Origin of the sequence: Shewanella cutis (genome assembly GCF_022410515.1) — a bacterium.
GTDB classification, from domain to species: domain Bacteria; phylum Pseudomonadota; class Gammaproteobacteria; order Enterobacterales; family Shewanellaceae; genus Shewanella; species Shewanella cutis.
The window spans coordinates 49,460-73,207 of sequence record NZ_JACSDI010000021.1 but is presented as its reverse complement, the minus strand read 5'-3'; the positions used below and the strand labels follow the sequence as shown (position 1 = coordinate 73,207).

General features: G+C 44.2%; 18 protein-coding genes. 12 read left to right on the top strand and 6 right to left on the bottom strand.

Annotation, left to right across the window (positions count from 1 at the left end; translation table 11 throughout):
• Positions 1–113 precede the first annotated feature (113 nt).
• Entirely contained in the window at positions 114–626 is a 513-nt protein-coding gene (locus H9J30_RS18755; RefSeq protein WP_240132399.1) for a GspH/FimT family pseudopilin, read from the bottom strand.
• 246 nt (positions 627–872) lie between these two features.
• Here H9J30_RS18755 and glnB point away from each other — a divergent pair, with 246 nt between their 5' ends.
• Both glnB and H9J30_RS18745 read left to right on the top strand, forming a co-directional pair.
• Positions 873–1,211: a nitrogen regulatory protein P-II gene (glnB, locus tag H9J30_RS18750; RefSeq protein WP_011073353.1), complete on the top strand. Its 339-nt coding sequence runs from the start codon at positions 873–875 to the stop codon at positions 1,209–1,211.
• 193 nt (positions 1,212–1,404) lie between these two features.
• Positions 1,405–2,694 carry an NAD(P)/FAD-dependent oxidoreductase gene (locus H9J30_RS18745; RefSeq protein WP_240132398.1) on the top strand — a complete coding sequence of 430 codons (1,290 nt, stop codon included), beginning with the start codon at positions 1,405–1,407 and terminating at the stop codon, positions 2,692–2,694.
• A 204-nt stretch (positions 2,695–2,898) separates the two neighbouring features.
• On the opposite strand, the gene H9J30_RS18740 is transcribed toward H9J30_RS18745, so the two are convergent.
• The gene (locus H9J30_RS18740; RefSeq protein WP_240132397.1) at positions 2,899–3,915 is read right to left on the bottom strand and encodes a LacI family DNA-binding transcriptional regulator; all 1,017 of its coding nucleotides are present in this window, start codon (positions 3,913–3,915) and stop codon (positions 2,899–2,901) included.
• Between the two features lie 425 nt (positions 3,916–4,340).
• On the opposite strand from H9J30_RS18740, the gene H9J30_RS18735 reads away from it, so the two are divergent.
• The 3 genes from H9J30_RS18735 to H9J30_RS18725 all read left to right on the top strand — a co-directional run bounded on the left by H9J30_RS18735 (position 4,341) and on the right by H9J30_RS18725 (position 9,292).
• Complete coding sequence (locus H9J30_RS18735) at positions 4,341–6,947, top strand: TonB-dependent receptor (protein WP_240132401.1); 2,607 nt, start codon at positions 4,341–4,343, stop codon at positions 6,945–6,947.
• A 96-nt stretch (positions 6,948–7,043) separates the two neighbouring features.
• Positions 7,044–8,567, top strand: coding sequence for a tryptophan halogenase family protein (locus H9J30_RS18730; protein WP_240132396.1), 1,524 nt, complete (start codon positions 7,044–7,046; stop codon positions 8,565–8,567).
• Between the two features lie 35 nt (positions 8,568–8,602).
• The gene (locus H9J30_RS18725) at positions 8,603–9,292 is read left to right on the top strand and encodes a SapC family protein (RefSeq protein ID WP_240132395.1); all 690 of its coding nucleotides are present in this window, start codon (positions 8,603–8,605) and stop codon (positions 9,290–9,292) included.
• Positions 9,293–9,350: 58 nt separating this feature from the next.
• Here H9J30_RS18725 and H9J30_RS18720 read toward each other — a convergent pair whose 3' ends face one another.
• Positions 9,351–10,256, bottom strand: a complete 906-nt coding sequence (locus H9J30_RS18720; RefSeq protein WP_345796218.1) for a sulfite exporter TauE/SafE family protein — start codon at positions 10,254–10,256, stop codon at positions 9,351–9,353.
• 491 nt (positions 10,257–10,747) lie between these two features.
• Between H9J30_RS18720 and H9J30_RS18715 the strand changes: the two genes are divergently transcribed.
• The 7 genes from H9J30_RS18715 to nagP all read left to right on the top strand — a co-directional run bounded on the left by H9J30_RS18715 (position 10,748) and on the right by nagP (position 20,794).
• On the top strand, positions 10,748–11,734 hold the full coding sequence (locus H9J30_RS18715; RefSeq protein ID WP_240132393.1) for a methyl-accepting chemotaxis protein: 987 nt from the start codon (positions 10,748–10,750) through the stop codon (positions 11,732–11,734).
• Between the two features lie 28 nt (positions 11,735–11,762).
• The gene (locus tag H9J30_RS18710; protein ID WP_240132392.1) at positions 11,763–14,453 is read left to right on the top strand and encodes a family 20 glycosylhydrolase; all 2,691 of its coding nucleotides are present in this window, start codon (positions 11,763–11,765) and stop codon (positions 14,451–14,453) included.
• Between the two features lie 222 nt (positions 14,454–14,675).
• Entirely contained in the window at positions 14,676–15,578 is a 903-nt protein-coding gene (nagK, locus tag H9J30_RS18705; protein ID WP_240132391.1) for an N-acetylglucosamine kinase, read from the top strand.
• A 65-nt stretch (positions 15,579–15,643) separates the two neighbouring features.
• Positions 15,644–16,642 (top strand): glucosamine-6-phosphate deaminase NagB-II, encoded by a 999-nt coding sequence (nagB-II, locus tag H9J30_RS18700; protein ID WP_240132390.1) that lies wholly within the window; start codon positions 15,644–15,646, stop codon positions 16,640–16,642.
• Positions 16,643–16,686: 44 nt separating this feature from the next.
• Positions 16,687–17,823 carry an N-acetylglucosamine-6-phosphate deacetylase gene (gene nagA, locus H9J30_RS18695; RefSeq protein WP_240132389.1) on the top strand — a complete coding sequence of 379 codons (1,137 nt, stop codon included), beginning with the start codon at positions 16,687–16,689 and terminating at the stop codon, positions 17,821–17,823.
• A gap of 134 nt (positions 17,824–17,957) precedes the next feature.
• Positions 17,958–19,145 (top strand): transmembrane glucosamine N-acetyltransferase NagX, encoded by a 1,188-nt coding sequence (nagX, locus tag H9J30_RS18690; protein ID WP_240132388.1) that lies wholly within the window; start codon positions 17,958–17,960, stop codon positions 19,143–19,145.
• 341 nt (positions 19,146–19,486) lie between these two features.
• Positions 19,487–20,794, top strand: a complete 1,308-nt coding sequence (gene nagP / locus H9J30_RS18685) for an N-acetylglucosamine MFS transporter NagP (protein ID WP_240132400.1) — start codon at positions 19,487–19,489, stop codon at positions 20,792–20,794.
• A gap of 123 nt (positions 20,795–20,917) precedes the next feature.
• Here the strand turns inward: nagP and H9J30_RS18680 are convergent, their stop codons facing one another.
• The 3 genes from H9J30_RS18680 to H9J30_RS18670 all read right to left on the bottom strand — a co-directional run bounded on the left by H9J30_RS18680 (position 20,918) and on the right by H9J30_RS18670 (position 23,698).
• Positions 20,918–21,640, bottom strand: coding sequence for a TorF family putative porin (locus H9J30_RS18680; RefSeq protein ID WP_240132387.1), 723 nt, complete (start codon positions 21,638–21,640; stop codon positions 20,918–20,920).
• Positions 21,641–21,814: 174 nt separating this feature from the next.
• Complete coding sequence (locus H9J30_RS18675) at positions 21,815–22,189, bottom strand: cupin domain-containing protein (RefSeq protein ID WP_240132386.1); 375 nt, start codon at positions 22,187–22,189, stop codon at positions 21,815–21,817.
• Between the two features lie 18 nt (positions 22,190–22,207).
• Positions 22,208–23,698: a CoA-acylating methylmalonate-semialdehyde dehydrogenase gene (locus tag H9J30_RS18670; RefSeq protein ID WP_240132385.1), complete on the bottom strand. Its 1,491-nt coding sequence runs from the start codon at positions 23,696–23,698 to the stop codon at positions 22,208–22,210.
• Positions 23,699–23,748: the final 50 nt, after the last annotated feature.

The following is a 23,748-nucleotide window of genomic DNA, read 5'->3' as shown; positions in this document are numbered from 1 at the left end:
TACAGAAGATTGAACGTTCTCCCTCTGCACCTATATACAGTAATACAGCAGTGGAGCGTTCAGAACTTGGCAGTGTTCGACACCATGCGTGCTAGCATAATTTTGTTAATCAGTTATTTACAGTCGATATTTCTAGCCGTTGAGAGGCGAACCCGTCCGGCTTGATTGACTATAACGGCTTTAGAGTTTTTGTTATCAATTGTCCGTGGACAATATTTAAAGGTACCATTACTGCCTGAAGCTAACCCATCTGGTTGAAATTTAACTGAACTTCGGTTGTATTTGATAAAGTCTCTCCCATCGAATCCATCTAAAGTCTTAATCACTTTATCATTGAGATCGAGCGTTTCAACAGTTCCTGAATCAGTAAAAACAGAAATTCCTTGTTGCCAATCCTCTGTACATTGGCCATCGACTAAGGGGCAAACTGTTACTCTATAGCCATAGTTGATTGCGGTATTACGTGCAAATACGAATGTCTGTTGAATCGTTTTAATATTAGAATCTGCTCTAATATGGTCAGTGATGTCAGTATAAGTTGGCGCCCCTATCGTGATGAGGAGTGTAGAGACGGATAATGTTGTTATGAGTTCTATTAGGCTAAAGCCGTATTGATGAGGTTTCATAGCACTTCCTTGTTGTAAGGGCCCTGCGTCCTGCAGGCAGACTTAATCTTTAACAGCTAATCGTAAGTATAAAATGTGAGACTAAATTTGTGGCGTATTTTTTTAGAATTTTACGTGCTAAGAATCGTTTTAAAGAAACTGTGTTTTATGAGTAAAGTGCTGCCTATGCTTCAATAATGCCTTAACCCCGTGTAAGCTAGCGGTATTCAGTTTGATTATGTGTAAGCAAGCGCCGAGGAATGTTTGATGAAGAAAGTTGAAGCCATTATTAAGCCTTTTAAATTAGATGATGTGCGCGAGTCACTTGCTGAGATAGGGATCACTGGGATGACAGTGCTGGAAGTTAAGGGCTTTGGCCGTCAGAAAGGGCACACTGAGCTTTATCGTGGTGCTGAGTATATGGTTGATTTTTTACCCAAAGTTAAGATTGAGCTCGTGATCCAAGATGATTTAGTCGATCAAGCAATAGATGTTATTGTTGAAACTGCCCGTACAGGTAAAATTGGCGATGGTAAAATTTTTGTGACAGATGTTGAGCGGGTTATCCGGATTCGAACTGGTGAAGAAAACGAAGAAGCGGTTTAAGCTCGTGCTTTTGTAAATTAGGGCCTGAGGGCCCTTTTTGCTGCTTAAATTTTATCGTATGACTTATTAAGTCTTATCGTTCCTGAAATATCTTTAATGCAAAATTGCCTGTTTAGTTAGACTAAAGTAGTTATCTCTTATCTGTTCCATGGTATAACTTAGCCACTTACATGAGTTTGTTGAGGTTGTTATTTTGGCTACTAAGCGAATAGTGATTGTGGGCGGTGGCGCGGCGGGTTTAGCGCTTGCCTCTAAGTTAGGTCGCAAGTTAGGTGGAAGTGATGTCGTTGATATCTGCTTAATTGATAAAAGCCCTATTCATATTTGGAAGCCGAAATTACACGAAGTTGCTGTGGGAGTGATTGATCAATCTATTGAGGGATTACTTTATAGAGATCATGGTCTTAAGAACGGATATCGGTATCTTCGTGGAGAGATAGAACAGTGTGACCCCGATACTAAGACAATTCGACTTGCAGCGGTTTATAGTGATTCAGGGGAATTAGTGCTTGAGCCTCGTCAGATTGAATATGATTTTTTAGTGCTTGCTTTAGGTGGCGTCTCAAATAGTTTTAACACCCTTGGTGCAGAACAACATTGTATTTTCCTTGATAGCTTAGATAACGCTAACCTATTTCATCAAAAGCTCTTGGATGCCTTGTTACAACTCAATGAAACACAAGAGAAAGTCAGTATAGGCATTGTTGGCGCTGGCGCAACTGGCGTTGAATTAGCCGCTGAACTTCATCATGTGATTGAATCAGTTAAAGAATATGGTTATCTCAATATCTCGAAACATCATCTTGATGTACATCTGATTGAAGCATCACCCAAGATTCTTCCGCAACTGCCAGAGCGGGTAAGTGCGAGAGCGCAAGCAGTGCTTGATAAAATAGGTATTCGATTACATATTGGCGTACAAGTGAAAGAAGTGACTCGTGATGGCTTTATCACTCAAGACGGCGATATGATCGAGGCCGGTCTTAAGGTTTGGGCGGCGGGAGTAAAGGGGCCAAAAGCCTTCCAAAATTTTTCTAAGTTACCCATTACGCCTCGAAATCAAGTCGAAGTGGATGCTTGTATGCGGGTTAAAGGTCAACAAGATATTTATGCGCTTGGGGATTGTGCTTTATTGATCCTAGACTCTGGTCAACCAGTGCCTCCTCGCGCTCAAGCCGCTGCGCAGATGGCGGATACATTATATGAGAATATAGTGAACCGATTACAGGGTAAGGTTGAAAAGCCTTTTGTATATAAAGATTATGGTTCCTTAGTCTCCTTAAGCCGCTTTTCGGCTGTGGGTAATTTAATGGGGAATTTGCGTTCAGGCACTTTCTTTGTCGAAGGGCATATTGCAAGGCTTATGTATATTTCTCTATATCAAAGGCACTTAGCGAGTCTTTATGGTTGGTTTTCCGCAATCATCTATCGAATCGCGCAAAAGCTGCTTAAATGGCAAAGGCCAAAGCTGAAATTACACTAATCAATCATAAAGAACAAAACAGAGAGCATTGCTCTCTATTTTGTTCTTTATCGTGGCATTTCTTAGTTAAGGTGTATTGATACAGTTAAGGCATTCCTGCTGAGTTAGTATTCGCGTATGAAGAATAACGACACCCCTATGGATTTCTCTGAGATTAACGTTCGCCACATTGCCGCAAAAATATTCTTAAAACGTCAACACGCTCTAGTGCTTAGGTGAAGCCGAAGAGTCTCGAATAACGGGCTCTGGTGTAAATGTTTTTGCAAACTTTGCATCTTGCTCACGACGTTTAGCAATTAATAGCTCTGTTGCGACTTGGGCAATTTCAGAATTCGGTTGATGAACTGTTGTGAGTTTTGGCCAAGTTTGGCGTGAAAATGGGCTATCTTCGAATCCTACAATCGACAAGTCGCCAGGAATATCAAGCCCTGCTAAACGTGCGGCAAAAAGTGCTCCTGCAGCAATTTCGTCGTTACAAGCAACAATAGCGGTAGGGCGGTTTTTAAGTTTTATCAGGGTATTTGCGCCTTCTACCCCTGATTCAAATGAGTATTTCCCTTCAATTATGTAATTTTCATTCAGAATTAGATGGTTTTTTGTTAATGCTTGTTTATAACCTAGTAACCGTTCCTTTGTGGATTCGTGGTGCAAATCACCACTCAAAAAGGCGATATTTTTATGCCCCAAATCAATCAAATGCTGGGTTATTTCAACTGCACCAGATTTGTCATTTACTAAAATGGTGAGACCATCTGGCTCTATAATCCCCTCGCCAGCAATAATGCGGACATAATTTGCATCGATTTCGTTGAGGGATTTAAGCACTTTTGGATCTTCTGAAAGTGGCGGTGTTAATACTAAACCCGCGAGCCTAGAATATTTCACTAGCTGAGTCAGCTCATCGCAAATTGTATCTGATTTAGCATTACAAGGGTGAATAACGAGCTCATAGCCTTTATCCTTGCATGCCGATAAAATCCCATTTTGCATATCAATAATGTAATAAGCGTTCGGGTTATCATAAATAAAACCAATAGCATAGGATTTTGTGCCTGCAAGATTTCTCGCTGCTAGGTTGGGTTGGTAGTTTAATACCTTGATGGCCTCGTTCACCTTATCAACTGTGGCTTGTTTCACTGAAGGTTCATTATTGGTTACGCGGGAAACCGTCTTGATTGACACTCCAGCATATTTAGCTACGTCGTTGATAGTGACTTTCATTGTTCTAAAAACTCTTTATTCGAATTTGTGAAGGGCTACTGGATTGATGAACCTAAATCCTTTAAGCACAATTTACAAGCCGACAACCTTGTCGGTTAACTTTTATTATATTGCTTATAGTGCGAGCATTTATGCCTTATGGCAATGCTCAATTGTTACAAACTGCGGCATTTTTCAACTGTTAACACACCGTTATAAGTTGTAATTTTACATCATGTTATTTAAGTGATTATTTTTACTTGAATATATTCCATTTTGAACCCGCGAAAGTCAGTTTTATGACATTTTTTTTCGTCCAGAGTTATTTTGTTGTGGCAAGGCTGTTAATTATTGTGTAATGTTTGCTCTAGACATGACAGCGTTGTCATTCCATCGGAATGGTTATGAATACTAAAACGATAATAAAGTTATGGAAGGGAAACGAGATGCGACCATCATCCTTTAAGAAAAGTGTACTAGCTACAAACATTGCTATTCTACTCGGCAGCGCTGTTTCAATCAGTGCTGTCGCTGCTGAGGCCGAAGCCACTGCAGCTGCTCCAGAAAATATTGAAAAGATTGAAGTGCGTGGTATGCGTGCTTCATTAAAAGCCTCTGTTAATGAAAAGCGTTTTTCAAATTCTGTTGTTGATGCTGTTACCGCTGAGGATATTGGTAAATTTCCTGACGGTGACGTGGGTGAGTCTTTAGGCCGTATTCCAGGTGTTGCGGTAAACCGCCAATTCGGCCAAGGTCAGCAAGTCTCTATTCGTGGCGCCTCTAGCCAACTGACAAGCACTTTACTTAATGGTCATTCTGTCGCCTCTACAGGTTGGTATGATCAGCAAGCTATCGATCGCAGTTTCAATTACAGCTTATTACCGCCAGAAATGGTCGGTGGTATTGAGGTTTATAAGTCATCTCAAGCTGATATCGCGGAAGGCGGTATTGGTGGCACTGTTATTGTGAAAACTCGCAAGCCACTGGATTTAGATGCCAATACTGTTTTTCTTAGCGCCAAAGGCGATTATGGAACTGTATCGGAGCAAACAGATCCTGAGCTTTCCGGCTTATACAGTTGGAAGAATGAAGCGGAAAATTTTGGTTTACTGTTGTCTGCAGCCAATTCGATGACAGATTATCAACGTAATGGCGTTGAGTCTCTATTAGGTTGGGGGGAAATTGTTCCAACCACATTTGAACAAGAGCGTGAACGTACAGCGATTAATGCAGCGCTACAATATCGGGCAACAGAAAGTTTAGAGTTTGGCTTAAACTTGATGAGTCTGGATATGTCAGCAAATAACGCTAACACTTCGTTATTTACTATGTTCCCAGATGATAAAAATGCTGCATGTGAAAAGAAAAATGCGTCTGGCACCTGTATTTTTTATCGTCGCGATGGCAAAGATGCAAACCCTGGTTGGGCACAAACCTGGGCTCGTGTTGCCAGCATGGACTCAAAAACAGTTGATTTCGATTTTAAATACGATGCCGAGTCTTATAAACTGGAAGGCCGTGTCGGTAATACTAAATCAGAGGGCGGTACTGAACTCACGTCTAACTATGGCTTTTGGTTAGGCGATGCTGCAGATTATGCTGGTACCTATGATGCTACAGGTGATGTCATTAAAATTGATATTGCGAATAAGCATTTTGGACCAGAAGATTTTAAAGGCAAACTCTCTCCTGCGGGTTGGTCCTTGAAAAAGCAACCAAACTCAGATGAAGAGACTTATGCACAGTTTGATATCACAGTGCCCGTTGAGTTAGGGGCAATCAGTTCTGTTAAAACGGGTCTTCGTTGGGCTGACCATGATGTTACTCAAGAAACCTTACCTGCAATTTTAAAAGCTGGGTTAGCTGAGAAAGATGCAAGTGCTTATTATTCTGGAACCGTATCTTCAGGAGCAGGCTTTACACTCCCTAAGCCTAACTTAGATGCGATGATTAATGATGCTTATGCTGCAATCAATGGTTTCTCGACAGATGGTACTGTTTATAAGTCTGGATACGGTACCATTAACGAAGAAAACTTAGCTATGTACGTCATGGCTAACTTTGATGCTGAAGGCGTACGCGGTAACTTTGGTTTACGTTATATTTCGACTGATGCATCGTCAGATTATTATAAATTGAAAGCTGATGGTTCTTATGCTGATGAATTAAGCACTCTATCTGCAGATTATGATGATGTATTACCGAGTATAAACGTTGCCTTTGATCTCGCTTCAGATGTGATTCTGCGTGCTTCTGCTGCTCAGGTTATTTCTCGTCCTAATTATGGTGATATGTTTGCATCTTCAGCATTAGCGGGGTACGCAGATGGTACTGCTAATAATGAAGTGGTTAATACTGGTAACATCGCTCTGACTCCTTTTAAAGCCACGCAAGCTGATTTAGGTATCGAATGGTATTTCAGTGCTGATGGTTTGTTAGCTGCAACCTATTTCTTAAAGGACATTAGTTCATTTGTCACATCAGAACAGATATTGGATCAAAAAATCGGCATTGTTGATCCTGACTCAAAGGTGGATAATTGGACTAAATCGACCAAAACAAACGGTAGTGGTGGTGTAATTCGTGGTATTGAATTGCAATTACAAGATGCTTTTGAAAATGGTTTTGGTTACTCAGCTAACTACACATTTGCTGATTCAGATGCTCCAGCTGAAAACTATCCTGATCTAGTCAGTGTATTCTCTGATTCATCAAAGCATACCGTAAACTTAGTCGGTTACTATGAGATGGATGATTTCAGTGCACGCTTAGCCTATAACTGGCGTTCTGAATATATGATCCGTGAGCTTCCTGGTTTTTATGGTAACCGTGAACACCAGGCCTATGGCACGCTGGATTTAAGTGCTAGCTACAATATCACTGATTACTTAGGTGTAACCTTTGAAGTGGTTAACTTACTGGAAGAAGACAGTGTACAACTTGGTGTGGCACCGGGTTCTGCAGAAGTAAAACCAGAACTGAAAGATGGTTACCCTGCATGGAATTTTGATGGTGAAGCGCGTTATAAATTAGGAATGACGCTACGTTTCTAATTTAATAAACTGCTTAAAAAGCCTAGCATTCGCTAGGCTTTTTATTATCAATAAATTTAATAATAAACTCAGGTTTCTCCAAATTAGAGGCTAGGTATGACAATCAAAAAAATAGCTATCATAGGGGGCGGGACTTCAGGTTGGTTAGCGGCAAATCATTTAGGTCGGGTGTTAAGGGGACGTCCCGGCTTATCTATTTCAGTGATTGAATCTCCTGATATTCCAATTATTGGTGTCGGGGAGGGTACAGTGCCTTCGATTCGAAAATCATTACAGAGTTTTGGTATCAGTGAGTCAGAGTTTATTCGAACCTGCGATGTCACGTTTAAACAGTCGATTAAATTTGTGAACTGGTTAGATCAAACCCGTCACGGCAAGCATAATTTCTATCATCATCTATTCGATATCATTAATTTACACCAAGGTGAAGCTGTATCGGCTTGGTTGGCCGAACAAAGCGGATATTTTGCCGATTTTGTTTCCCCACAGCATTTAGTTTGCGAAGTTGCTAAAGCACCAAAGCTCATTACTACGCCAGAATATGCTGGTGTTTTAGGCTATGCCTATCACCTCAATGCGGCAAAATTTGCCAAATTACTCGCTAAAAATGCCATTGAGAAATTTAATGTAGAGCATATTTTAACGACAGTACACGACGTGTGTTTAGGTGTCGATGGCGCTATCGAGTCATTGCAGACTGAGCAGGGGAATCTATCTTTTGATTTCTATATTGATTGCAGTGGCTTTGAATCTATTTTGTTAGCCAAGGCATTAAAAGTGCCATTTATCAGTAAAGCGCAGCAACTTTTTATTGATACGGCATTAGTTGCGCAAATTCCGACCCAGCCTGCTGATGTTATTCCTCCTTATACTAAAGCAACAGCACATCAAGCCGGATGGATTTGGGATATTGCACTTACCCAGCGCCGCGGTACAGGATTTGTATATTCATCTGTGCATATGAATCAAGCTGAAGCTGAGCGAAAGTTTGACCATTATCTTGGTGGTAAACTTGCTGATATTCCCCATCGTAAAATTCCAATGACTGTCGGCTATCGTCAGCAATTTTGGGTCAAAAACTGCGTTGCATTAGGGCTGGCGCAGGGCTTTTTAGAGCCCATAGAAGCGACTTCTATTTTATTAACGGACTTTTCAGCTCGATTTCTCGCTGAACGTTTCCCTGCGAATATAGATGATGTTGATTATTTGGCAAAGCGGTTTAATGATACCTTGGGCTATGCATGGGAGCGGGTCGTTGAATTTGCCAAATTGCATTATTGTTTGTCAGATAGAACTGACTCGGCATTTTGGCTTGATAATCAGCGTGAAGAGACAATTCCTGAGCCGTTAAAAGAGCGGCTTAACATGTGGAAGTCATTTAGTCCTATTGCAGAGGATTTCCCCTCAAAGTTTGAGGTGTTCAACTTAGACAATTACTTATATGTTCTTTATGGGATGAAATATCCGACTCAAGCGCATGATAGAGGTTTAGTCGCAAAAGCTAATTTGAATGCTTATATGAGTAACATGTCGAATGTGAAGCGTCAGATGTTAGAGGGGTTACCTGAACATAGAGAATTGATTGATAAGATTTTTACTTATGGCTTGCAATCTATTTGAGTACTTTACTTTAGTGTGTAAAAGGAAAAATAAAAATGAAAACACAATTTGTGCCTTTAAATGACGCAAGTCATAAAAATTTAGCGATTGGGGATAAAGTTGATTACAGCCTTTTTGAGACCATGCATATGCTGCCTCTTCAGGTTCAAGAGTTTATGTCGGCTGCGACCAGTTTTCCGATTGTTTTTACAAAAAATGCTCAAACTGGAGAGTTTCTCTCAATTGCGATTACTGCACTCAAGCCGAATACCAATATGTTACTCAAAAACGGCCAGTGGCAATCTCGATACTTACCTATTCAAGTTCAATTGTATCCATTTGGAATGAGCTATGTAGATAACGACAAGGTTATCTTAGGTATCGATATTAATAATTCATCTGTGGCAGAACATGAAGCGCATCGTTTATTTGATGAATCAGGAAAACAAACGACCTATTTATCAAAAAAACTTGAATTGGCGAGTTTGCAGGCTAGTTATCATGAGATGACAAAGTACTTTATCAAAGTGCTACTCAATCATGGACTGTTACAACCACGAACATTAACAGTTACTTCACTTGATGGCACTAAAACTAATATTGATGGAATATATACAATAGATGAAGGGAAACTGCAGGAGTTAGACGATACGATATTGCTTGATTTTGCTAAGCGTGGCCTCTATTCGGCTATTTACGCGCACCTTTGCTCATTAAGTTTAATTGATTTGGTGATGGAAAAGTAAACTCAATTTTACATAGTTTGTTTTAATAATATTAAAACGAACTATGTAATTGGATTATTTAGTTTGCTAGCATCACACTCCCAGTCAAAATAATCCAACTTGCAAAAAACAGTTTTAAGGTTTTGACTGAGAGAAATAACGCCAGTTTGCGGGCTAACAATCCTCCGATAATCGCACCAGGTCCTGCAAATAGTACTAATTCATATAAAGCATGACTATTGTAGGAAAACACGTGTATTGGGCTTGCCGACCAAACAGTTATGGCTGATACCACAACGCCAACCGCGACGGCCATCTTGGCGCAGATACCCCGTAACATCAGATAGATTACAATCAGTTCACCCACACCAACAGACAACCAAGCGGTGACGATCCCACCAAAGTAACCAATAACCGCTAAACAAAAATAGTCTATGGATTTAAGGCTATTACTTTGCAGATTGCGGCGTTGACTGCTGAAAATGATCGCTATTCCAAGTGCGATAGAGAAGAGACTAAAACTTGTATGGAGAGAAGAGGGCGAAGTCAGTTGCCATAACTCGCTGCTCCAAAGGCCAAGTACTGAAAAGCACGCACAAAGCAAGATACTTGGAATAAAGCCATACCAAGTTTTATCCATATGATGCAGTTGATAATATCTTGACCATGAAATCGCGCCCGCAGTCATGCCAAAACATTGGATCATAAAAGACGTCGAAACACTTTGAGTTTCAGTAAAATTTAAACTAGAGAACACTGGGATAAAAATGACTCCGCCACCAGCACCCGTTGAATTGGCAAAGATAGCTCCTGTAACCCCTAAAAAAACAAACTTGCCATATTCTTTAATTAACTCAATTGGTTGGGTGAACTGGATAAACCACAATATCCATGCGCTTAACAGAAGGAACAGTATCGTTAACGATCGATAATATTGGCCGCTAAAAGTATTTTTACGTTTAAAGGTCGGGACAAATGAGAGCATTTTTTTAATGGTGACAGAGTGTGATATGTGAATTGTTGCGTTTATGTTATCAGTCAAAGACAACGTTGTCACATAGTTGGGGAAATAAAAGAATAAAATATAAGTGTATGATATTTAAGTGATAAATTTATGTTATCTAAAAAGGCAATAATAATTGTCAAAAAAATGTAGAAATCCTGTTCTTTCTTGTGTAATTTAATGAATGACAACGCTGTCATCTGCTTGTGTGATTCGTTGTTTAGTAAGGTCTGCATGAAGAGGATGAGGTCTCCTTATTCATGTGTTTGGCAGAAGTATTGCTGGTCGGGCGGCGGTACGTTTGTCTTTAACATTTTTTATAGTCTCTCCCCAGAAACTAGCGTTGGCTGGGTACTGTAAGCAGTGCCCAGCCATTTTTTTAGCTAGAACAAGGCTGTAGGGATTTGCACAAGCTAGCGGCATTAATAAATAAAAAACTCGCTGGATAATCCAGCAATAAGAGGCTGCGATTTATGGTCACGCAAATGGTTGCAATGCTGCGCATGGCATTTCATATCCAGATTCAGCGCACTACACTCTCCATGGATAGGTTTGGGGTCATTTTTGTGATGCCTGTTTTGGCTAGATTACTCTCGACCACTTTTACCGCGACTTATGCTATCAACGTCCCGTCCGCTGCTGTAAACGCTAACACATTATCTGCAAGCCGCGCTTCCCCCACTAAAATCATGACCACGATTCAACAAACTTGGCTGTTCAATCTACTCAAAGAGGCGCTACACCGCTTTGGCAAAGTATATGAAGTTGAGCAAATGTCGACACAGATGAACCCTAAACGCAATGCGGAAGAAGCACTTGCTGGCACTGTTGACGTATTTGAGAGTATGACTTCCAAGGAGCTTGAGGAAACCATGTTCCCCGTGCGGATCCTGCTGTTTAAGCGATTGCTTGGTAAAAGATTATTAATTATTCGTAAAACTGATGAGGCTAAGTTTGCCAAGTCGTTTGGGGCTGTATTCCGCACTAATCATCACCAAGTACCTGCGCAGATCAAAGAAACCGAAGCCGTGGTTACAGTCATCAGTCAATTGAGTGCCAGTGCTAATGACATCGCTATTAATACTAAACGTACTCAACAGGCGACGGGAGAAATCCAAAAAATGATCCAACAGGTGCAAAGCCGTGTAGCCGAAACCGTGAATGTGATGCAATCGAGTCAGACTCTCTCCAATCAAGGGGTCAACCGTTCGGAAGAAATTAAGCTCGTTCTATCTAAAGTGACTGATTTAGTTTCAAATATCAGTAATATGAATATCGAAGTTTCCCATGCGGCGCAGGAGCAAACCTGTGTCACCGAAGCGATTTCTCGTACATTAAATGATCTTGCCAATGTCTCAGGTTCAGCCTCTCTCGATAGTGAGCATCTAGCACAATCGAGTGAGCGACTGTTTCACCAAGGGGAAAGACTGCGGACGTTAGTAACTTCCTTCAGATTGTAGCCATTTCTGAAGCTAGAAAAGGAATATCATGAATAAAACGATTGCCGCCACCGCCATTTTATTTGCATTAGGTTTAAGTGCTTGCAGCCAAGCGCCTAAAACAGTAAATGTGCCAGTGCCAAGCTCAGCCGAGCTCGCCACGCCTGCGTCATTAACCCAAGCGCAATTGCAGCAGTTTGGGGATACCTTGGGCGTGAGTTATCGCGTGCTCACTAACAGGCCCGATAATAACTGTGATAAAGCCGCCGCTGAAGGTCGTTGTTTTGTGGCTGAAATTGATTTTGTCCCTGGCGTTGATCTCAAAGGTCACGACTGGGCGATTTATTTTAGCCAGATGCGTCCGGTGCAATCGGTTGAAGGCAAAGAGTTTTCCATCACTCATATCAAGGGCGATCTTTATCGGATAACGCCTACTGAGGCATTCAGCGGTTTTAACAAAGGGGTTAAAAAGACCTTAAGGTTCCGTGGTGAGCTTTGGCAACTGTCCGAAACCGATGCCATGCCAAACTATTACATCGTTGCTGGGGATTTATCGCCAGTGGTGATTGCCAGCACGCAAGTGCAGCAAGATCCTGAGACTCGAATGGAAGTGCGTCCCTATGTTGAGCCGTTCACCGATATGGTGAAACAGTATCGCCGCACTGATGCGGATAAATTAGTGCCTGCGACGCCAGCACAGTTATTTAGCAACAACCAAAATGTCAGTGAAGATGCCAGCTTAGCGGTCAATACCATTATTCCAACGCCGCAAAAAGTCGCGATCCATTCTCACGATAAAGCGGTATCACTCTCCTCTGGCATTAAATTAGATGTCGCGTCAGTGTCCAGTCCATCCGCTGAAAATCAGTCTTTTAAAACCGAGCAAGTGGCTGCGGCGCTTGAACGCTTAGCACGTTTGGGCGTTAAAGAGTCAGAACAAGGCTTAGTGGTGAAACTGAGCTGGCGCCAAGGCGCAGAGAGCAGTTATCTGCTGGATATCAAACCTGATGGTATCAAGGTTGCCGCAGGTGATGCGGCAGGATTTTCCTATGCGTTATCATCGCTTGCCAGTTTGATTGATGTGCAGGATTTGCGCGTAAATGCGATGACTATTGAAGATAGCCCAAGATATCCATTCCGCGGTATGCATATCGATGTGGCCCGTAATTTCCACAGTAAGGCGATGATTTTTGCGCTGATAGATCAAATGGCGGCTTACAAACTCAACAAATTACATCTGCATATGGCCGATGATGAAGGTTGGCGCTTAGAGATTGATGGCCTGCCTGAACTGACCGATATTGGTAGTAAGCGTTGCCACGATCTTGAGGAAACTACCTGTTTGTTACCGCAGCTTGGCAGTGGGCCTGTTGCGGAGTCAAGTGTCAATGGTTTCTATAGCAAACAAGACTACATCGATATTCTCAAATACGCCGATGCGCGCCAAATTCAAGTGATCCCTTCGATGGACATGCCTGGCCATAGCCGCGCGGCGATAAAATCCATGGAAGCGCGTTATCGTAAATTACTCGCCCAAGGTAAGCCTACGGAGGCGAAAACCTATTTGTTGTCGGATGCGGCTGATACAACTGTGTATTCTTCGGTGCAGTATTACAACGACAACACCCTGAACGTCTGTATGGAATCGACCTATCAGTTTGTCGATAAAGTGATTGATGAAATAGCCAAATTACACCAAGCCGCGGGTCAACCATTAACTCGATACCATATCGGCGCCGACGAAACCGCTGGGGCGTGGAAGCAATCTCCTGAGTGTTTATCCTTTGTGGCCAATAACGATAAAGGCGTGAAATCCATCGAGGATTTAGGCGCTTACTTTATTGAGCGGATATCGAATCAACTGGCGGAAAAAGGCATCGAAGCCGCAGGTTGGAGTGATGGCATGAGCCATGTTCGCCCAAGCTATATGCCAGCTAAAGTCCAATCCAATATTTGGGATGTGATCGCCTATAAAGGATATGAGCATGCCAATCAGCAAGTGAACAACGGTTGGGATGTGGTGCTCTCTAATCCTGAAGTGCTTTATTTTGATTTTCCCTACGAAGCCGATCCTAAAGAGCATGGCTATTATTGGGCAAGCCGCGCCACCAACGCGCACAAAGTGTTTAGCTTTATGCCGGATAACTTAGTGGCGAATGCGGAGCAGTGGACCGATTTGCAAAATCTGCCTTTTGAAGCCGACGATAGGGCAAGAACCGATGAGAAAGGCAAAAAATCTGGACCACGGGAGCAAGGTAAAAACTTTGCTGGTTTACAGGGGCAGTTGTGGAGTGAAACCATTCGCAGCAACGATACCGTTGAGTACATGATTTTCCCGCGTTTATTGATGCTGGCTGAGCGTGCTTGGCATCAAGCAGAGTGGGAAGTGCCTTACCAATATCAAGGTGCATTATATAACCAAAGCACTGGGCACTTTACTGCGGCAATGCGTGACGCGCAGGCACAATCTTGGCAGCAAATGGCCAACACATTAGGGCATAAGGAGTTTATTAAACTCGATAAGGCAGGTATCGATTACCGAGTGCCGACTATCGGCGCCGAGATCCGTGACGGTAAACTGTTTGCCAACGTGGCTTATCCAGGACTTAAGATTGAGTGGCGACAAGCGAGTGGGCAATGGCAATCCTATCAAGCAGGGCAGGCGGTAACTGCGCCCGTTGAGATCCGTGCTATTGCTGCTGATGGTATCCGCAAAGGCAGAAGCTTAATCGTTAATTAATCTGTTATGTATCTGGCTGTATTTTAAAAGAAAAATACAGCCTTTTTCTTTTTCACTTTCAGTCAATTCTTTCGCCTGACATTTGATTAGAAATTGCTTCAAAAAGTAAATGACAACGCTGTCATTTTTGCTGTAACATTGAGTTAACTAAAGTTGAGTGTCGTATTAACGGCATAAGTATAAGCAACGGTAGCGCTGCATTAAGAGATGAAGAGGGATGTCATGGGGTTAGTCCAGACAAAAGATCAACAACTGTTTATCGGTGTTGATGGGGGCGGCAGTAAGTGCCGAGCCACTATCTATACTGCGGACGGTACCGTTTTAGGGACAGGTGTTGCTGGGCGAGCTAATCCGCTGCATGGTCTTGCACAAACATTTGCATCTATTGAAGCATCGACGCATCAAGCTCTGTTAGATGCCGGGATGAAAACTACTGATAGCCATTTGCTGGTGGCGGGATTGGGCCTCGCGGGTGTCAATGTGCCGCGCCTGTATAAGGATGTTGTTAACTGGCAACATCCGTTTGCCGCCATGTATGTCACCACAGATCTGCATACCGCGTGTATTGGTGCACATCGTGGTGCCGATGGGGCCGTGATTATTACCGGCACGGGTTCCTGCGGTTATGCCCATGTCGGAGATGCTAGTTTAAGCATTGGCGGCCATGGTTTTGCGTTGGGTGATAAGGGCAGTGGTGCATGGCTAGGGCTAAAAGCTGCCGAGCATGTGCTACTCGCGCTCGATGGGTTTGCCACGCCGACCGCCTTAACTGAGATGTTGTTAAGCCATTTAGGGGTAAAAGATGCCTTAGGTATCGTTGAGCACCTCGCGGGCAAGTCCTCAAGTTGTTATGCGCAACTTGCGAGAAACGTGCTCGATTGTGCTAACGCCGGGGATCAAGTTGCTATCGCGATAGTACAAGAAGGGGCTGATTATATTAGCGAAATGGCGCGAAAACTCTTTACGCTTAACCCCGTACGTTTCTCGATGATTGGTGGCCTAGCTGAGCCTTTACAGGCATGGCTTGGTAGCGATGTGGTGGCAAAGATTTCTGAGACTTTAGCGCCGCCAGAATTGGGCGCTATGTACTTCGCACAGCAGCAATTTAATTCAGCAACAGTTTAATAAATAAGTCGTTTTAGCACATGAGTACTAAAACTGAATCAGTATCAGATCTGAAGGTAAAAAACATGACAAACACTATTATGGAACAAGAAGCGCGTACCGCACCACAGAAGATTGCGGGTCAGTTAGCTGCTAACGCCGATCTTATGCAACAGTTAGGTGAAAAACTGCGTGCTTTTGATCCTCGTTTTGTGATGATTGTGGGCCGTGGTTCATCGGATCATGCGGGCGTGTTTGCTAAGTATCTGTTTGAAATTGAAGTCGGCGTGCCAACGTTTGCCGCTGCGCCATCGGTGGCCAGCGTTTACGGTAAAACCTTGAAGTTAGAAGGCGGATTAGTGATTGTGATTTCACAATCTGGCCGTAGCCCTGATATTTTAGCGCAGGCACGTATGGCAAAAAATGCCGGTGCCTTTTGTGTGGCATTAGTTAATGATGAAACTGCGCCAATCAAGGACATCGTCGATGTGGTGGTGCCATTACGTGCAGGCGAAGAAAAAGCCGTTGCTGCAACCAAGAGTTACCTCGCAACTCTGTCGGCGATTTTACAATTAGCTTCGGCATGGACGCAGAGCCAATCCCTTGCCGCAGCGGTAAGCTCTTTACCACAAGCGCTGCAAACGGCGGTTGATGCTGAGCCACAACTGACGCCTGAGTCAGTTGAAAACGTTAAAAACTTAGTCGTGTTAGGCCGTGGTTTAGGTTATGCCGTGTCTAAGGAAATTGCGCTTAAGTTAAAAGAAGTGTGCTCAATCCACGCTGAAGCCTTTAGTAGTGCAGAATTTCTCCATGGTCCGGTGACTTTAGTTGAGAAAAAACTCACGATTGTGGATGTGTGCATTGGCGATGAGTCTTACGCTAGCCATATCGAACAGATTGAAAATGTGAGCCAACGTGGTGCCGATTTAGTCCATTTAAATCAAACATCGACGGATATTCACCCACGTGTGGCGCCGTTAGCTTTGCTGCAACGTTTTTATATTGATGTTGCCGCAGTAGCGATTGCCCGTGGTATTGATCCAGACCAACCCGCAGGGCTGAAAAAAGTCACTCAAACGCTGTAGAAGATGGTTGTTGTCGCCGTGTTAATTTAAAAAAGAGGTTTGGGATGAAATTCACTTTAATTGCCGAGCAATTATTTGATGGCGAATCCTTCCATCAGGATGTGCCTGTCACCATTGAGGATGGCCTGATTGCAAGCTTTGATACCGCTCTTGGCGCTAAAGAAGTCCGCTATACAGGCACGCTGGTGCCTGGTTTTATCGATGTGCAAGTTAACGGCGGCGGCGGGGCATTATTCAATACTAGTCCGACGGTTGCTTGCATCGAGACCATAGGTAAGGCCCATGCGCGTTTTGGCACCACAGGTTTTTTACCCACGCTGATTACCGATAATGTGCAGGTGATGGCTAAGGCGGCTGATGCCGTTGCTCTTGCGGTTGCGCAAAAAAGTGCTGGTGTATTAGGGGTGCATTTCGAAGGTCCGCATTTATCTGTGCCTAAAAAAGGCGTTCATCCACAAGGCTTTATTCGTGAGATCACCGAAGCCGAACTGGCGATCTTTTGCCGTCAGGATTTAGGGATCCGCGTTGTCACCTTAGCACCTGAAAACGTCTCTCCTGAGGTGATCCGCTTATTAGTCGAGTCAGGAGTTAAGGTCTGTTTAGGGCATTCCAACGCCGATTACGATACGGTTGTTGCGGCTTTAAAGGCTGGGGCGACAGGCTTTACTCACCTCTACAATGCCATGTCACCCTTAGGCTCCCGCGAGCCCGGTGTGGTGGGCGCGGCTATTGAGAGCGAAACGGCTTGGTGTGGTTTGATTGTCGATGGTCATCATGTGCATCCCGCTGCAGCTCGAGTTGCCCTGCGTTCCAAACCTCGTGGCAAAATGATGTTAGTGACAGATGCGATGCCGCCGGTGGGGATGGACGATGAAACCAGTTTTGAGTTGTTTGGTACTCAGGTGCTGCGTGTCGGTGACAGATTAAATGCGGTCACAGGTGAGCTGGCCGGTTGTGTTTTAGACATGGCAAGTGCAGTCCGAAATACGGTGAATATGCTCGGCTTACCGCTAGGTGAAGCGTTGAGAATGGCTTCCTTGTATCCTGCCGAGTTCCTTGGCATTGCCGATAGCGTTGGTCGGTTAGCCTTAGGGCAGCGCGCCGATATAGTGCTGCTGGATAATCAGCATCAAGTGCTGGCAAACTACATTGCCGGAAATGCGGTGTATATTCGCCCGTAATGCTGAGTCAGTAGTGAGTTAGCCTTAGCCCTTGTCGTATTTTGATGACAGGGGCTAAGTTTTTTTATTGTACAGTCTGCATTTCGCTCAAAATGTAGAAAAATCATTAAATAACAATAATAAAGGAACATGGTATGAGTACGACTGCGCCTGAACTGGCGGCTAATGTGAGTATTAATGCTCAGGTCGCTACCGCTAACAAGAGTCAGCCAAAGCCAAGATTGATGTCCCTTGATGCCCTGCGTGGTTTTGACATGTTCTGGATTTTAGGAGGCGAAGCACTATTTGGTGCTCTGTTGATTTTTACGGGGTGGGCTGGTTGGCAATGGGGCGATACCCAGATGCACCATAGTGAGTGGCATGGCTTTCGCCTCTATGATTTGATTTTTCCGCTATTTATTTTCCTCTCAGGCGTAGCCCTTGGATTATCGCCAAAACGTTTGGATAAACTGCCGATGCATGAGCGCCTGCCGGTTTATCGCCATGGCGTTAAGCGGCTGTTTTTACTGTTGTTGCTCGGTATTCTGTATAACCATGGTTGGGGAACGGGAGCGCCTGCCGATCCTGACCAAATTCGTTATGCCAGCGTATTAGGCCGTATTGCCTTCGCATGGTTTTTTGCCGCCTTGTTAGTGTGGCATACCTGTTTACGTACCCAAGTGCTGGTGGCCTTGGGCATATTAGTCGGTTATGGCGCGATGCAACTGTGGTTGCCGTTCCCCGGAGGGCTAGCGGGAGTGTTATCACCGACTGACTCTATCAATGCGTATGTCGATAGTCTGTTATTACCGGGTGTGAGCTATCAAGGACGAACGCCTGATCCTGAAGGCGTGTTATCGACACTCCCTGCGGTGGTCAATGCCTTAGCCGGTGTATTTGTTGGCCACTTTATTGTGAAATCACATCCCAAAGGAGAGTGGGCTAAGGTTGGCCTATTGGGCGTTGCCGGTGGTGTTTGTTTGGCCCTAGGCTGGTTGCTGGATGTCGTTATTCCCGTCAATAAAGAACTGTGGACCAGCTCTTTTGTGTTGGTCACAACTGGTTGGAGCATGCTGCTGTTAGCGCTGTTTTATGCCCTTGTGGATGTGCTGAAATGGCAAAAACTTGCCTTTATTTTTGTGGTGATAGGCACTAACGCCATCATTATTTATTTGGCATCGAGCCTAGTGGATTGGAAGTATATCGCCCTGAGTGTGTTTGGCGGCGTTATCGCGGTATTGCCGGAATATGCCCAGCCTTTAGGGGCGGTGGTCAGTTTACTCACAGTACAATGGCTAGTGCTGTATTGGATGTATCGGCGCAAGATTTTTGTGCGAATTTAATCTTTCGTTATTTTGTGCTTTTATCAGGCCGCAGAGTGATCTCTGCGGCTTTTTTATTTCATATTAGATAGCTGTCATACGCATCTTTGGTTTTAAATCAGGATCTCGCTAAGCGTTTAGGGTTTATTGTGACGTTTAAGGCGGCATTTTTAGGATTAAATTACAAATGACAGCGTTGTCTTTTGGTGTTGTTTGTTTTAACATCGCTGAAACAATGGTGAGTTCGGATGATAACATTAGCCATTGCAGATGAGTTGCAATAGGGATGTGTGCAATACTCAGCGGATTTTAACCCCGCAATCACCTTAAAATTAATTACTATAAGAAGCAGGTTTATGGAAATGACACTCGATAAAAGCCAGCAGAAAAGCAGTTTTATCCCAATGGCGATAGTGGCAGCACTCTTTTTCATCCTCGGATTCGCAACTTGGTTGAATGGGTCTTTAATGCCCTACCTAAAACAAATTTTGCAGCTCACCCCCTTCCAAGCTTCGTTAATCCTGTTTTCTTTCTATATTGCGGTGACTTTTACTGCACTGCCCTCAGCGTGGCTGATCCGTAAAGTGGGCTACAAAAATGGGATGGCACTAGGTATGGGCATTATGATGCTCGCAGGCCTATTGTTTATACCTGCGGCGAAGACCCAAATCTTCGCCCTGTTTTTATTTGCCCAACTAGTGATGGGCGCGGGGCAGACGTTACTGCAAACAGCGGTCAATCCCTATGTTGTTCGTCTAGGGCCTGAAGAATCTGCGGCAGCACGTGTTAGTGTCATGGGGATTTTGAACAAAGGCGCGGGCGTAATTGCACCATTAGTATTCTCGGCGTTGATTTTAGATAGTTTTAAAGACCGTGTTGGCACAACGTTGACGCAAGTACAAATTGATGAAATGGCCAATGGTTTAGTCTTACCTTACTTAGGTATGGCGGTGTTTATCGGTGTTTTGGCGTTAGCTGTGAAGAAATCCCCGTTGCCAGAGTTAGCTAATGAAGACGAAGTCGCTGATCATACAGATAAAAGCCAAATTAAAGCGGCGTTGTCTCACCCTAACTTAGCATTTGGCGTATTGGCGCTGTTTGTATACGTTGCGGTAGAGGTGATCGCCGGCGATACCATTGGCACCTTTGCATTATCCTTAGGGATTGAAAATTACGGGGTGATGACCTCTTACACTATGGTCTGTATGGTTCTTGGTTATATCTTAGGGATCTTGTTGATTCCTCGTGTTATTTCTCAGCCTACCGCATTGATGATTTCTGCAATTCTTGGCCTAGTGTTAACCTTAGGTATTCTATTTGGGGATAACAACTCTTACGCGATTGCGAATCTTCTATTGGTTCCTTTTGGTGGTGTAGCATTACCTGATACCTTGCTGTTGATTGCCTTCTTAGGGTTAGCCAATGCGATCGTATGGCCTGCCGTATGGCCTCTAGCCTTGTCTGGTATGGGCAAATTGACGAGCACAGGTTCTGCGCTCCTTATCATGGGGATTGCCGGCGGTGCATTTGGTCCAGTGTCTTGGGGGTTAATGAGTTCGGCAACGGCTATGGGGCAGCAGGGAGGTTATATGGTGATGCTACCTTGTTATCTGTTTATCCTTTTTTATGCCGTCAAAGGCCATAAGATGCGCAGTTGGTCTGCTAAATAATAAAGATATAATAGACAAGCTCACTAAATCACTAAAGCCCTCAAAAGAGGGCTTTTTTAATGACATTAGTGCTAAAAAATCGCCCTTGGTTACAAGGGCGTTTTGACGGATGAACTACAGCGTTTAGAACGCGTAGCTGACGCGAGCGAGCGCGGTATCATCGTTTTGGAATACGCCATCTGAGACTTTTTGCTCACCACTTAAATCAGAACTTAACCACGCGAGTGAGAGGCCAAATCCCATTAGTTCAGTAGAGACGCCAACTGAATAATCTGAATAACTATCAAAGCCTTCACCATTATCTAACGCATCGCCTACGTTGTAGCCGTAATGTAAATCGAGACTCCAGTTTTCAACAAACTCGTAGGAGTAATTGATTTCGCCGTAATGATAATCTAAATCGCTGCCACCGTAGTCATTGGTAAACCAATAGGCTACGCGAAATCCGCTAAACTCGACGCCAGCAGTCACTTCAAAATAGCCTAAGTCACTCTCACCTGAATAGTTGTAACGATAGAGAGTGACGTCATAGCTGAGGTTATCGTTAATTTCACCGCCGTAGGCAGCATAGAAATCATACTCAATATCTGGACCGTTATAATCGGGCTCATCAAAGTCCAAATTACTGGCCCAAGCGCCGACGGAAAAGCCTGACTCAAAACTCCAATCGATGCCTCCTTGCACGGCAAAGTCGCCAGCCGTTTGTGAGACGCCACGGAAGCGGTAATCGTTAGTTAAGCCAATTTCGCCAGATACTTCAGCAGCCGCTATGCCGGAAAATAAGCTGGTGGTCAACGCCAGCCCAGCCAGTTTTGCCAGCCGTTTTTTCTGTAGGTTGTTATTCACGGTATTTCTCCCATTTTCTTGATTGACACGGATGCACAACGTTCTTTTATGTTTTAAAACAGGTTTGTACATCCGATTGTTTGCCAAACAACAGCCAAGGAAACTCCGTTGCTGTGACCTCATGGCGGTAAAGCTACATCACTTTAGCTTTGTTCATCGAGGTTAAACGCACCTCTATAAATGTGAGTTTTGTTCGAAGATGACGTACACCTTGCGGCAGGGGGTGACGACTTGCCACACACCTTGAAATCCCGCCGGAATAATAAAGCGGTCACCGACACTGAAGGTTTGAGACTGTCCTTCAAGATCGGTAATCACACTGGTTCCTTCGAGAATTTCACAATACTCATATTCAGTGTAGTTGATTTTCCAAGCGCCTGATTCGCTTTGCCAAATTCCACTATGAAATTGGTTACAAGGGCTAGAATAATGATTTTGTAATTGCTGGGTGGGATTGCCTGTAATACGCTTTTCAGGAGCGACTTGATAGCTATCCACTGGCGGTTGTGCGCTGGCAAAGCGAATGATCGACGTGACGCTCATGGTCATATAGGGCTCCAGTCGATGTTATTTCATGGTTGGCATTACAAACTCAGCTTGAGTCTGTTTGCCTACAGGCCAGCGAGCGGTAATGGCTTTGCGTTTGGTATAAAAACGAACCCCATCAGGGCCATGCATATGCAAAGGTCCAAAGAGCGAGCGTTTCCAACCGCCGAAGCTGTGGAAAGCCATCGGTACTGGGATTGGCACGTTAACGCCCACCATACCCACCTGCACATGGTGGCAAAAATGACGAGCAGTTTCACCGCTTTGAGTAAAGATCGCTGTGCCGTTGCCAAATTCATGTTGGTTTATCAGTTTAAGTGCACTGGGATAATCGTTGACTCGAACAATGGATAGCACAGGGCCAAAGATTTCTTCGCGATAGATCCGCATCTCCGGGGTGACGTTATCGAATAAGCAAGCTCCCAAAAAATAGCCCTGCTGATGGTCGGCAACGGTTAATTGTCGGCCATCGACTAATAAGGTTGCTCCTTCCCGAACTCCAGTTTCAACATAGTCAGTGACTTTGGCTAAGTGTTGTTTGGAAATAAGGGGGCCCATTTCCATCTCGGGGGTAAGGCCGTTGCCAACTTTTAAGTTTTGGATCTGCGGCAATAGTTTTTCCACTAATTCATCACCCACATCACCCACAGCTAACACGACCGATATCGCCATACAACGCTCGCCCGCACTGCCGTAGGCTGCGCCCATCAGTGCACTTACCGCTTGATCTAAATCCGCATCTGGCATCAGCAGCATATGGTTTTTGGCACCGCCTAAGGCTTGTACTCGTTTACCGTGTTTGGATGCTGTGCTGTAGATATACTCGGCGATTGGCGTTGAACCGACAAAGCTTATGGCTTGCACATCTGGATGAGTGAGCAGGGTATCGACGGCTTCTTTATCGCCGTTGATGACGTTAAACACTCCATCGGGCAAGCCAGCTTGTTTAAGCAGCTCGGCAATCCGCATCACTGAACTTGGGTCTTTTTCTGAGGGTTTCATGATAAAGGTGTTGCCGCAGGCAATCGCGATTGGGAACATCCACATGGGAACCATCACGGGGAAGTTAAAGGGCGCTATGCCAGCGACAACACCTAAAGCTTGATTAACGGACCAAGAATCCACACCACCACCAACCTGCTGCGTGTGCTCCCCTTTGAGTAAGTGCGGGATACCACAGGCAAATTCGACAACTTCGAGGCCGCGGATAAGTTCTCCTTTGGCATCATCGATCACTTTGCCGTGCTCTCGGGTGATGAGCTGTGCCAGTTCATCCATATGCTGCTCGACTAACGCTTTGAATTTAAAGAGTACACGAGCGCGATTAAGGGGCGTTACCTGTGACCAAGCCGCAAAAGCCGTTTTGGCGCTGGCAATAGCGGCAGCGACTTCATCGTTACTGGCGAGAGAGACTTGACCTCGGCATTCGCCTGTGGCCGGTTCAAAAATATCTTGGCTTCTTGTACTGGCTGGAGTGTGTTGACCATTTACATAGTGTGTGATCTTAAGCATAGCTAACCTATATTCCCCTGATTTATCAGCGTGTAATTTAAAAAAGAGTG